Source organism: Fluviicola chungangensis (genome assembly GCF_007558725.1).
In the GTDB taxonomy this organism is placed as follows: Bacteria; Bacteroidota; Bacteroidia; order Flavobacteriales_D; family Crocinitomicaceae; genus Fluviicola; species Fluviicola chungangensis.
Genome location: NZ_VLPL01000001.1, coordinates 226,161 through 239,114 on the forward strand (window position 1 = coordinate 226,161; position 12,954 = coordinate 239,114).

Annotated in this window: 11 protein-coding genes; 8 read left to right on the forward strand and 3 right to left on the reverse strand. The window is 41.8% G+C overall.

All coding sequences use genetic code 11. The annotated features are described in order from the left end of the window. The first annotated feature begins 230 nt into the window (after positions 1–230). The 6 genes from FO442_RS01090 (at position 231) to FO442_RS01115 (ending at position 7,228) form a co-directional block, all read left to right on the forward strand. Entirely contained in the window at positions 231–2,177 is a 1,947-nt protein-coding gene (locus tag FO442_RS01090) for a T9SS type A sorting domain-containing protein (RefSeq protein WP_144331288.1), read from the forward strand. A gap of 72 nt (positions 2,178–2,249) precedes the next feature. After that, entirely contained in the window at positions 2,250–4,127 is a 1,878-nt protein-coding gene (locus FO442_RS01095) for a T9SS type A sorting domain-containing protein (protein ID WP_144331289.1), read from the forward strand. Between the two features lie 160 nt (positions 4,128–4,287). Then, on the forward strand, positions 4,288–5,034 hold the full coding sequence (locus tag FO442_RS01100; RefSeq protein ID WP_144331290.1) for a hypothetical protein: 747 nt from the start codon (positions 4,288–4,290) through the stop codon (positions 5,032–5,034). Between the two features lie 3 nt (positions 5,035–5,037). After that, the gene (locus FO442_RS01105; RefSeq protein WP_144331291.1) at positions 5,038–5,631 is read left to right on the forward strand and encodes a CDP-alcohol phosphatidyltransferase family protein; all 594 of its coding nucleotides are present in this window, start codon (positions 5,038–5,040) and stop codon (positions 5,629–5,631) included. Beyond that, positions 5,628–6,593, forward strand: coding sequence for a phosphatidate cytidylyltransferase (locus FO442_RS01110; RefSeq protein ID WP_144331292.1), 966 nt, complete (start codon positions 5,628–5,630; stop codon positions 6,591–6,593). Before FO442_RS01105 ends, FO442_RS01110 begins: the two co-directional genes overlap by 4 nt. Positions 6,594–6,628: 35 nt before the next feature. Beyond that, positions 6,629–7,228, forward strand: coding sequence for a lysophospholipid acyltransferase family protein (locus tag FO442_RS01115; RefSeq protein WP_144331293.1), 600 nt, complete (start codon positions 6,629–6,631; stop codon positions 7,226–7,228). 657 nt (positions 7,229–7,885) lie between these two features. Here the strand turns inward: FO442_RS01115 and FO442_RS01120 are convergent. After that, a complete protein-coding gene (locus tag FO442_RS01120) occupies positions 7,886–9,025 on the reverse strand; it encodes a metallophosphoesterase (protein ID WP_144331294.1) in 1,140 nt (379 codons plus the stop codon). Between the two features lie 170 nt (positions 9,026–9,195). Between FO442_RS01120 and FO442_RS01125 the strand changes: the two genes are divergently transcribed. Together FO442_RS01125 and FO442_RS01130 are read left to right on the forward strand one after the other, a co-directional pair. Then, complete coding sequence (locus tag FO442_RS01125) at positions 9,196–10,002, forward strand: universal stress protein (protein ID WP_144331295.1); 807 nt, start codon at positions 9,196–9,198, stop codon at positions 10,000–10,002. Between the two features lie 183 nt (positions 10,003–10,185). Next, positions 10,186–11,019, forward strand: a complete 834-nt coding sequence (locus FO442_RS01130; RefSeq protein ID WP_144331296.1) for a CvfB family protein — start codon at positions 10,186–10,188, stop codon at positions 11,017–11,019. Between the two features lie 86 nt (positions 11,020–11,105). On the opposite strand, the gene FO442_RS01135 is transcribed toward FO442_RS01130, so the two are convergent. Both FO442_RS01135 and FO442_RS01140 read right to left on the reverse strand, forming a co-directional pair. Beyond that, positions 11,106–11,885 carry a LytR/AlgR family response regulator transcription factor gene (locus FO442_RS01135; RefSeq protein WP_144331297.1) on the reverse strand — a complete coding sequence of 260 codons (780 nt, stop codon included), beginning with the start codon at positions 11,883–11,885 and terminating at the stop codon, positions 11,106–11,108. After that, positions 11,882–12,919, reverse strand: coding sequence for a sensor histidine kinase (locus FO442_RS01140; protein WP_144331298.1), 1,038 nt, complete (start codon positions 12,917–12,919; stop codon positions 11,882–11,884). Before FO442_RS01140 ends, FO442_RS01135 begins: the two co-directional genes overlap by 4 nt. Positions 12,920–12,954 lie beyond the last annotated feature (35 nt).

Genomic DNA, 12,954 nt, shown 5'->3' on the forward strand with positions numbered 1-12,954 from the left:
CAGAATTTTTAAGTTCAACACATTTTAAACGGAATACCCCCCTACTACTTCAATTTTCATAAGTCTAAATCGATTTTTTCGTTTTTGTTAAATCATTGAAAATTAATATTGATTGGAAGCTTTGAGAAAACTTAAAGCACTGTTATTGTTGGCTTTAAACCTTTAAAATCAGTTGGTTGTAACTTTACTTCGGTTTCGAAACCATCTATTCACTTTAATAAATTTCAATTATGAAGAAGAGAAACACAGTAGTAAGATCACTATTTACAATGAGTGTACTGGCACTCACAGGATTTGTCGCTAACGGACAATTATTGGAAACTATGGGGACTGCAGGAAGCGGTACTCAGACAATCAGCGCAAGAGAAGCGGCGGGAAATTTCGATTTGACAGCACTTACATACACAGGTACTGCAGATATGAGAACAACCACTCCTTCTACCGGTTACACAGGAGCATCCGGAAGTTATAATTCCCTGATACAAGCGCAGGAGATTTTTGAAATGCAGGGAGTGAATGCAGCAGGTTGCCAGGCAAAAGATTCGATTTTCTTCGGATTATACAAAAACACGAACGCTTCTACCGGGATCGATTTCCTGGTACTGGAATACAGTGTTGACAACGGGGCAAACTGGACAGGAATTACATTCCCGGCTTTACCAACGGGAACAGGAACATCCAAGTGGTATCGGGTTGGAGCGGAATTGCCTGCAGCAACTTATGCAGCGAACTTACGCATTCGTTTCAGAAGCACATTGGTTGGTACTTCGTCTTCCAACCCACAGTTCAGAATCGATGACATCGCATTTACCTGCGGATCAACAACTTCCTGTGGAGAACCGACTGTATCCATCAATACTTCGGGAGCGACTGTGTTGTGTGCCGGAGCGACTATGCCGCAATTGACTTCAACAACGGGAATCATCGATCCGTTCTACCAATGGTATAATCAGGATGGGGCAATCGCAGGAGCTGACCTGGATGTTTACACACCGGCAAGTTCAGGAACTTACCATGTAGTAGTGAGCAGCGAAGACGGATGTGAAGCTGTTTCTGAAGATGTGTATGTATTAGTTTACCCGCAGGTAGAATATTGCCCGATCACGCTGGAAGGATGTGAAGGAAAAGAAGTAGAGGCTTGCGCGAAGGTAAAAGCTCCCGATTTATTTTTCTCTCAATACTTAGAAGGAAGCGGATTCAACAAATACGTAGAGATTTACAACGGAACATGTGCTGACATCAATTTAGCAGGGTATGAATTACAGGCGTTCCACAATGGAGCATCATTTGCCGGAGCACCAACTTTCACTATTGCACTTTCAGGAACTATTACTGCAGGAGGAACAATTGTAATTGCGCACCCGTCTGCAACGGCTTGGGGTGGTACACCGAACATTTTCTCTGCAAACCTGCAGTTTAACGGTGACGATGCGTTGGTATTGTACAACGGAAATACTTCTTCTGTAGCAGACATCTTTGGTTCTGTAGGAAACGATCCGGGATCAAACTGGAGAGACAGCGATTCCACAAGCGCTACTTTCGGATGGTCTACTGAAAACAAAACATTGGTGCGTAAAGCATGTGTTTACTCTGGTATTACTGTAAATCCGGCTTTACCTGGATTCGAAGGTTTCCCTACGTTGATTACTGAATGGGATACACTTTCTCAGGATGATGTTACAGGTTTGGGAACGCATGTTTTCGGAGCTTCTTCTTACAGCTACAGTGTTGCTTCCGGTGATGCATTTATAACAGGTACAGGCGATAATTGCGCTACCGTTGAAATCGGATCTGTTAATTCTGTGATTAACGTTATCGGAACGTTCTGTACGTTCAACAACTGTAACGCAACTCCTGGGCAGATCAATGTAAACGTAAATTGTGCTGAAGGTCGTGCACTAAAAACAAGTTCCACCACTCCTGCAGCTGATTTGTATCCGAACCCAACTACAGGTTCAGTAATGATCAATTTCAACACAACTTCTGAGGAAGAAGTTTCCATCGTATTGTTTGATCTTTCAGGAAAAGAGCAACTAACTATCCAAAACGGATTGTTGAAAAAAGGAATTCACAGAATGCAGGCTGACTTGTCAGCACTTGCTCCTGGAACATACCTTATCCGAATTGCTTCTGCTTCTGAAAACCAAACACTTCGTGTGGTTAAATCAGAAAAATAAGAATTTCAATTCTTACAGGAAGAGTCCTTCTGTTTCGGCAGAAGGGCTCTTTTAAACATTTATAACGTAAACATGAAAAAAAAATCAGTACTTATTTTAGCAGCTGCTTTTAGCCTGGGATTAAATACCGCAAAAGCGCAAACACCTTTCAATCCGACAATTTATTCGGGATGGCTAACCACTCCGGATAATTATTTTGCAAACCTTCCGGCTGGATCCGGGGTTACTTTCGATCAGCCCCGAAGAGGTTCAGGAAACCAGTTTTCCACTTCTGCGGACGGGATTAATTCCGGTCAATGGCAGAATACTTCTGCTGCAGATGCAATTGCGGCGAATCGCTATTTCGCATTCTCGGTCATAGCAAATTCAACAACTTCGTTCCAGGTCGACAGTCTTTTGTTGATCCTTGGAAGAACAGGTGCAGGTCCCGATTCATGCATCCTTCAATATAAATCTCCCGCTACCGGCTACGCATTTGTGCCTGTTGCTCCAAATACTTATACAATTTTAAATCCCACAACCGCCCCTACTACTTCTATTACAATTACTCCTGCTTCACCGTTAATGGTTTCGGCTTCTGACAGCATTGTTTTCCGCTTGGTAGCATGGCATGCCAGCAGTTCATTGGGGAAAATGAGAATCGTCAATGGCACGGAAATTTACGGCAGCTCGCTCACAGCGCCAATTAATACGATTGAGGCCCCGGTTGTGCAAACAACAAATGCACTGTGTGTTTCAGCTATTAAAGGTGACAGTGTAGAGATAACGTTTAATGCTGTTGGGACATTTAATCCCGGTAATACTTATTCACTTGAGTTATCAGATGCAGCGGGCTCATTTGCTGCACCTGTAACAATTGGCTCATTGAACAGTCAGTTGAATGGCGGTACGATTTACGGATTCATTCCTGCCGGAACTTTAAATGCCTCTTATCGCTTACGTGTAAGATCGAGTAATCCTCCGGTAAATGGCCTGGACACAACGAATCTGCTTGTGAATCCGGGGATCAGTTTAAGTGCTTCAATCCTTCAACCTGATTGTCCTGACAGCCTTGGAGCAATTGATCTGACTATTTCCGGTGGGTCGGGAACGCTTCAATACAATTGGTCAGGCGGACAAACGACAGAAGACGTTACTGACCTTTCAGCCGGAAATGTGGATGTTTTGGTAACGGATGCAATTGGCTGTTCGGCGGATTCTTCCTTCCAGGTGGTTTCAGTTCCGGCATTTAGTATCGTTGAGTCCATTACAAATGCGCTTTGTCATTCCGGAAATGAAGGAGAAATCACTGTTGCTGTAACCGGTGCAACTGCTCCGTATACGATTTCCTGGACCGGAAATGGAATCAATCAAACCGGTCTGACAGCTTCGGGTCTTACGGCTGGAAACTATAATCTTTTTATTTCTGATGCGAACAACTGTCATTATAGCGATACTTACACAGTTTCTGAGCCTTCCTCAATAATGGTTGCTGCGGTCATTACAAATGCCACGTGTGCTTCCTGCAACGGAACAATCAGTTTAACTGTTAGCGGTGGAAATGCTCCTTACGCATACGAATGGGCAAATAATACGACTTTGAGCCAAATCACAGCAGTTCCGGGAACCTATTGTGTGGATATTTCAGATGCAAACAGTTGTATAATAGATAGTTGTTTTGTTATCTCTTCTGCGGCAGGCATCGAAACTTCCGATCAACTGATGTTGAGTGTTTTCCCTAATCCGGCTTCAGAATTCGTTCAAATTCAGTTTTCAGACGGTCTAAACGGTGTTTCGAAGAATGTTTCAATTGCAGATTTAAGCGGCAAAATCATTTACAGTGCTGATCTTCCGGGGGAAATGAATCTTTTGGAGATTCCTGTAAATCATTGGTCAAACGGAACATATACTTATCGGATCAACGCAGAAAACAACCTTCCTGTATCAGGAAGAATGGTTATTTCTCATTGATTATAAATCTGTTAGGTGCGACTTGGGCGTTCCACTTATGTGGAACGCCCTTTTTATTTTATTAAAATGCGTTAATTTCGTTCTCAATAGAATGGAGTTTCGTTGAAATAGATATATTCGTCCAATGAAACCTTTTTGCCTGGTCATAACCTGTTTACTTATGAGCGTGTTTTCTTTTGGAAGAGACATTATTTACCTGCAATCCGGATCACAGCCTAAAAGTGAGCGTGAAGCAATTGTTATTCTAGCAGGATTGGGATCCAAAGTACATAATGAACGTAAAATAGCTCAATATTTCAAACACAAGGGATACGATATTTATCAGCCATCTTACATCTATCGAAAAGGCATTGATAAAGGTGTTGATAAATTGGAGCGTTTTTCCGAAGATCACGACCTGAATTCCTACAAAAAAGTCCATTTTTTCTGTTATATCATCGGTAGCTGGACATTTAACCGTTGGTTTCAAAGAATGAATTTAACAAACATTGAAACAGTTGTTTACGATAGAAGCCCCTTGCAGGAGCGTGCACCTTATGTCTTGATGAAAGACAGTAAATTCATTGCTCAATTGGTAATTGGCGATGTCAATCACGAACTGGCAACCACTCCTTATCCGCCGATAACAAATTTTAAAGGAAAAATCGGATTGCTTATTGAAACAGTTCCGACGAAATTAATCCTGAGGCATCAAAAAACAGCAAGTTCCCTGGGCCCGGTCAAGTGGTCTGTGGATTCCCTGGGCCAGGAATACTCCGATTACTTCTATGCTCCGGTAAACCACGATGAAATGTATACAAACATCGAAAAAGTCGGTACTGAAGTGTTGAATTTTATCAAAACCGGCAATTTTGGAACGAAGGTAAACCGGATTGCTCCGGACCATGATCCTTTAACAAAGAATTAGCGCATGATCTCGATCTACAACATAAAGCCCAAATTCCAGCAGCTTCTGCGTCCGGTACTAACCAATTTATACAAAATGGGTGTTACTGCCAACGGAATTACCTGGTCGGCAATTGTCCTTTCTTTTGTTGTAGGTGGATTGTTCTATTGGAAACCATCCGGGTTTATGCTGATTGTTCTGCCTGCTTCATTACTGGTAAGAATGGCTCTAAACGCTTTGGATGGCATGATGGCACGCGAATACAACATGCAGAGCAAAAAAGGAGAATTACTGAACGAATTGGGAGATATCCTGGCTGATATCGCAATGTTTCTGCCATTGGTATTGCTTCCCGGATTACATCCTTTGGTTTTGTTTGGATTTGTGATCCTGGGAGTCGTGAATGAATTTACGGGAGTTTTGGCAAAGGCAATAAATGGCGAGCGTCGTTACGACGGTCCGATGGGAAAAAGCGACCGGGCTTTGTTGGTCGGATTAACACTCCTCCTGCTCTATTTCTTCCCTGAAATAAAAACAGCATTGAATTATATTTTCGGTGCAGGTAGTTTGTTGTTGCTTATAAGTACAGCCGTTCGAATTAAAAAGACACTTCCATGATTTTAAAATTTGATTTAATCGCCTTCGTTGAGAATAAAGAAACATTGATCGTAATCGGTTTGATCTTTGGTATTCTGGTTTTTGCCACGCTCCTGTTCTGGATTATGGGATTAGTAAAACCCAATGCGAATATTGCAGAATTAAAAATGCGCACGAAATCCTGGTGGATGATGGCAACGATCTTTGTAGTGGCGACTGTTTTGGATCCTGCTATTTCTTTTGTGGCGATCGGAGCGCTTTCGTTTATGGCACTTCGGGAAATTGCCTCTATCAGTAAAAATGTAAGGGAGGAAGACCGGAAGATCCTCATTTGGTGCTATCTGGCAATCCCGGTCCAATATTTATTCGCTTATTACAAACAATACGGTTTGTTCCTGACGTTCATTCCGATCTTCATGCATTTGTGGATTCCGTTTATGCTTGTTTTACGCGGTGTAACGGAAAATATCGGTCGCTCCATGTCAGTGCTCCCAATGCAGCTGATGCTGACAGTTTTTGGAGTGAGCCATTTGGCTTTCCTGCTGAGTTTACCGGAATTGCAGGGATTCAAAGCAGGTGGTCGTGGGTTGCTGTTGTTTGTGGTCTTTATCACCGAAATGAACGATGTTTTTCAATTTACCTGGGGAAAAATGTTTGGCCGTTACAAGATCATTCCAAAGATCAGCCCGAACAAAACCTGGGAAGGATTCATCGGTGGAATCATAACAACTACTGTTGTCGGGTATTTCCTGCGATTTTTGACACCGTTTTCAGGAATGGAAGCCATTTTAATCTGTTTGTCGGTAGCTGTTACCGGATTCATCGGTGACGTGGTTGTTTCCGCGGTTAAGCGTGATATCGGGATGAAAGATACAGGGAATACCATTCCGGGACACGGAGGTATTTTGGACAGGATCGATTCTTTAGCCTTGACGGCTCCCGTGTTTTTTCATATTGTCTATAATTTGTATTACCTGAAGTGAAAAAAGTTACGCTATTTATCGTTTATTCCGTGATCATGCGGACTGTACTCCGGCTTTTTTCGGGGACGAAGCTAATTCATAAGGAAAATTTGGTTTACACCGGTCCTTGCATTATAGTTGGGAACCATAATTCCCATTTGGATACCATTTCGATTATGTCGCATCTGCCCTTGAGGCAATTGACTAAAACCCATCCGATTGCTGCGGGAGATTACTTTGGAAAATCACCTTTTAAAGCCGCGTTGACACGGTTTTTTGTCAATGCTATTCTCATTCCGCGTTCCCGCCCTAAAGAAGGTGAAACCGGTCCGGATCCGATCCAAATGATGATTGAGGTGTTACAGAAAGGAGAATCCTTATTGCTGTTCCCCGAAGGATCAAGAGGTGAGCCGGAAAAGTTCCAGAAATTCAAACGAGGTGTAGGATTGGTAATGGAACAATGCCCGGATATTCCTTTCATTCCCATTTATATGAAAGGATTAGGTAAAATTCTGCCTAAAGGAGATCCTGTTCCGGTGCCGTTTGACAGTTATATGTATATCGGATCACCGGTATTCCCAAAAGGAACAACAGCAGAAGAAATCGTGAGCGAAGTAGAATTGCAGATCCACAAGCTGAAAGCGGAGTTTGAGTAATGTCTTCAATGCCATCCCCCTCGATCCCCCCTTCAAAGGGGATTTATGTATTAAACGCACCCAAACCTACTTCAAACATAACCACCCGCAGTTATACTTGGTGTAACATGGGTTTCCCACAGATGCACAGATGTTTGGAGGCGCTTACCAGTGGGAATTATGTACTTTAAACAGGTAGTGCCAAAATATCCTAGGTGTTTCAGCATTTCAGTGCCTGCCAGCAGGCACTCTTTATCTTTCCCACAGATGCACAGATTAACTGCTCGGCTACCGCACTCGCCTAAGTGGCGACTGGTAAGCGCCACAAATAATCAGCGCATCTGTGGGAAATTATCACTTAGATTCTTGGAGAATATTTTTCAAAAAGAACCTATTTCATAAGTTACCTGTGTTAAGTACATAACTCCCCTTACCAGTCGCCTCTTAGTACATTATTCATATGTTAACAAGTGTTGATAGAGCGAGTGCGGTAGCCGAGCCATAATCTGTGCATCTGTGGGAGTAAAATAGAAATGGGTGTTTATTGTACATAACTCCCCTTCAAAGGGGGAAGTTTCGATCAGTTTCCTCCCTTGAGAAGAGCATACGCAGTATGTGAAGACGAACAACGACAAGCGTCAGTGCGAAAGTTGTGAGGAGTATTAAGGAGGGTGGCAATTAATTACTACGCCGCAGCTTAATCAATGTAATCTCCGGGTAGATCCCTACTCTTCCCGGAAAACCCAGGTAACCGAACCCTCGGTTTACGTAAAGAAATTGTTTTCCGACCTGGTACAAACCAGCCCATTTCTTGTAGCGAAAAGATACTGGACTCCACTTGATTCCGAAGCGCTCAATCCCGAATTGCATGCCGTGTGTATGTCCGGATAAGGTCAGGTCGATGTCGGTTTTTTGAACGACCTGTTCGTCAAAATGGCTCGGATCGTGAGAAAGCAGCAATTTAAAGGAGTCAGAAGGAACATTTTCAAGCGTTTCATCCAATTTTCCGCTTTGTCTGAATGGTGCGGTTCCCCAATTTTCGACCCCAAGTAACCAAAATCCGGGTTTTAGTTCCACAGCTTCATTTAATAAGGGAGTAAAACCGATTTCTTTGTGTATCGCGATGAGTTTGGTTAAATTGGCATCCTTGGTTTCTTCCCTTTCCCATGGAACGTAATCTCCGTAATCGTGGTTTCCCAGGATGCTGTACTTTCCTTTTTTAGCCTGAATTTGCGAAAAAATTGGTTCCCAACCCAGCATCTCTTCAGCGATATTATTTACCAAATCTCCGGTAAAGAATACAAAATCGGCTTCCAATTGATTGATTTGACGAATTGCTTTCTCAACTTTCCCGTATTTATTGAAGAAACTTCCAACATGAATGTCACTGATTTGAACGATCCGCAATCCGTCGGAATCTTCCGGGAGATTTTCAAACGGCAGTTCAATGGTATGCGTTTTCCAGTTCCATCTTCCCCAAATGATCCCGGCCAGGATAGCAAAAAACATGCAAATGGTAACCCCGAAACCGATGTATTCGATAAAAGCAATTCCGGTAATGAGGTAGATAATCCCGAACAAAAAGAATCCGAGCGCAGGAACACCCGATGCAATCATCACCCCGAAAGCATTGAACCCTCTTCTGTAATCGGTTGTTTTCCGGTTACGGATGGCGCGCATCATGATCATCATGCTTCCGAAGAACAGAACGAGCTGGATGATTCCCAGAACAATAAGAAGTGGGTTTTGAAATTCAAAAAGTGCGTATGAAAGTGTAGCCTGGGCTAAAAGAATGAGTAAAAGAATAATTCCAAACATGCGGATATTTTTAAGAAATGATAAAATTAGACAGCAACGACCGACTCTTTAGCCAATCTTCGTTAAAATCGGTGAAATGATCGGCGAAATATTTGATCAACATGTAGTTGTTAAAAATTAATATAGGTATCGAAACGACTTTTTTCCTACTTTGGTGAAAAATAATCGCTATGAGTCGAAATTTGTACATCGTCCCGCATGATTTAACTGAGGTTGGAAACACTGCTTTGGACTATGCCTTATTCCTTGGGACGCACGTTAGGACGGATATTATGTTGTTGCATTTGGTTGACAATAAATCCAAAATTGCAGCGGTTGAAGCAAAATTATGGGATATTATAAAATCCAAAGTTGTTTCTCCAAGTGTTGAAATGTTTGTCATGGTGACGGTCGGCGATATTTTTACCGATATCAGTAAAATAGCAAACAGGGAACATGCTCAGCTGATTCTAATGGGGACGCATGGTGCAAAAGGATTCCAAAAATTAACCGGAAGTTTCGCTATGAAGGTGATTACCAGCTGCGATGTTCCGTTTATTGTCGTACAAAAAGAGACCAAACACGTAGAGATTAAAAACATTGTCGTTCCGATTGATTTAACGAAGGAAAGCCTTCAGATCGTAAGCCCTGCTGGAGATTTGGCGCGTATTTTTGATGCAACGGTTCACGTAATCGGGGAAAAACATACAGACGAAGGCTTGTCACAGCAGACCAAGAACCGGGTTTTGTTAATTCGCAATAAATACGATGAAAAAGGTGCGAAATGTGAAGTAAACCTCCTTCCTTCAAGTGGAAGTTACTCGAAGAAAGTAATGGGATATGTAAAAGAAAAGAACATTGATTTGATCGCATTGGCTTATCACTCAGAGAGCTTACTTCCTCAATTCGATAACTTTGCTCAGTCTTTGATCACCAACGATTTGAAGCTGCCTTGTATGATTATTGCCGCGAAACAGTCCGGGAATTTGTACTTCTAAGAAATCCGGGATAAGGGTTTGTGATTTCGATAATTAAAGATGTGTATTCGTAATATAACGAAAACATGATACCTGTTTTTAAGTTCGGATAGCTTTAACTACACTATTTCGCAGTATTCCTTCGAATTCCGGCTTAATTTCCTTTTACATTTTCAATTGTCAATTTTAAATTAACTTTGTTTCGTGGAATTAGGAGTTTATAACGAATTGCGCCTCGACCGTTTTACGAGTCCGGGAGCGTATCTGGAAGATGAAGAAGGGAACGATGTGTTGTTACCTACCAAATATGTGGATCCGTCTTTTCAGGTAGATGATATGGTAAAAGTGTTTTTGTACAAGGATTCCGAAGGAAGAATCATTGCTACAACACTCACTCCGAAAGTCCTTGTCAATCAATTTGCTTTTCTGAAAATCGTGGAAGTGAACCAATACGGTGCTTTTGCAGAATGGGGTGTTGAGAAACACTTGCTTATCCCCTTCCGGGAGCAGCCGAAACCTTTGGAAGAAGGAAAGCATTATTTCATCTACATGTATATTGATGAAGCGACTCAGCGTTTGGTGGGTACGTCCCGAATCGGAATGTACATTGAACCGGTTTCGAACGAAGTTCAGGAAAACGACCAAGTAGACCTGATGGTTTGGGAATTCACGGATCTGGGATTGAAAGTGTTGGTAAACAATAAATTTCAGGGATTGATTTTCAAAAACGAATTGCATCGCAGGGTACGCATGGGTGAAAACCTGAAGGGATATGTGAAGAAGGTCAGACAAGACGGTAAGTTAGACATCGTTCTTGAAAAACCGGGTTACGACAAAATAGACATGCATTCCCGGAAATTGCTTGCCATGCTTCACGACAATGAAGGATTCCTGGATTTAACAGATAAATCAGATCCGGAGGAAATTCAGTACCGTACCGGCTGGTCGAAGAAAGTTTTCAAACAAGTAGTTGGAAACCTCTATAAACAGCGATTAATCAGTTTGCACGAAAATGGAATCACATTAATTGAAAATTGAAAATGGTATAATTGAAAAGGAGAGAAAGCATTGCTTTGATGACCCAACAAGCTTTCTCTGTTATAATTTTATCTAAATCTTTTCAATTAGATAGAAAACAATTCCTTAAACTTGATTGCTTGGCGTCTGGAAATCTCTATCTTCTCACCTTCACGAATCTCTTCCCCGGTAGCAGTTTTAATGATTAACGGTTTTAATTCTACTTGTAACCCTCCGTTAAACCAGTTCTCTACTTTTTGGATCCAGTTCAGATTGATGATGTATTTTCGATTGGCACGGAAAAAATGCTGTGGTTCGAGACGTTCTTCCAGGCTGTTTAATGATCTGAGAATCAAAGGCCTGCTTTTTTCAAAGTAAACCTTGACATAATTTCCGTCGCTTTCAAACATGCGCACTTTTTCAAGCGAGACATAAAAGCATTTTTCACCGTCCTTGATAAAAATGGAATCCGAGATAGTCAAAGGACGGGATGAACGATCAATTTTCGGGGCTTTGGCTGTTGATTGGAAATCAGCTTCCGAATTATTCAACAATTTTTTGACTGTTTCATCTAAACGCGCGGGATCTACCGGTTTTAAAACGTAATCCAATGCATTGACTTCGAAAGCCTTTAGTGCGAAATCATCAAATGCTGTAACAAATACAACTTGTGGAATTTCGTCCAGCTTCTTCAACATATCAAAACCGGTCATTCCGGGCATTTGAATATCCAGGAAGATTAAGTCCGGTTTCAGAGCCTTGATTTTTTCAATTCCTTCTTCCGGATTTTTAGCCTCGTCAATGATTTCGATTTCGTGATAGTCCTTCAAGAGTTTTTTTAACTCTTCACGTGCAAGTCTCTCGTCGTCAATGATAATAGTTCTCATGATTCTTTAATTTCTATGATTGCAATAACCGTATTTTGGGTGTTCTGTTTCAATTGAAAATGGGCCTTTCCTTTGTATTGAAGTTCAAGTCTTCGAAGGGTGTTCGAAATCCCGATCCCTATTGAGTCTCTGCGTGTCGAACGCAAATTTCCATTGTTCTCAACTTCCAGGACAATCGATTCGCCCCGCTTTTTTACGCGGATCCAAACAGTTCCTCCTTCAATCAATTGCGAAATACCGTGTTTTAGCGAGTTTTCTACCAATGTTTGAAGAATAAACGGTGGAATCAGGAAATGCATGACTTGTGGGTCCAGCTCCTGTCTGATCTCCAAACGTTCCTCAAAACGCACTTTTTCGAGGTCCAGGTAATCTTGAACAATAGACAACTCTTCTTCCAAAGGAACCAATTGTTCGCTTCCGATAATCAATGACTTTCTCAATAGATTGGAAAGTTTCGTAATGTTCTCCTGAGCGCGGTAAGGTTCAATATCAATCAATGCCCGAATAGAATTCAGTGAATTGAACAAAAAGTGCGGGTTGAGCTGCGAACGCAGATTTTTCAATTCAATTTCGTTGTGACTGGCGGTTAATTGAAGGTTGCTTACTTCCTGCTCCCTGGAGCGCTGAAAAAAATGGAATGTAAAATACACACTGTTCCACAATACAAAGAAAATCAAAGTTGCTGAAACGTCCAGGGAGAATTCGACAATCGAGAATTTGAACGGGGTCTTCGAAACAAGATGTGAAACCATCATGTTTAAAAGTGACATAATTGCCGCAACGACGATGGAAGTGATCAAAACGCGTGGGATCAGGTTGGTCAAACGCATATTCAGCCAGCCCATGACGATGAAAAAATAACGCATAAAATGTGTCAGCATGATTCCCAATACAAAGAAACAGCTGGTCGAAATGACAATTGTTTTCAGGTCAATGCTTTGGTTGGAGAAGGTGGATGCAGAAAAGATCAACAGGGAAAGTAATGCCCACCCTCCTATCTGCGCCATCCAATACGTCCTTCTTGCTTTAAACATAAACCAAAGTTAAATGAATTCTCCTGCGAAATACA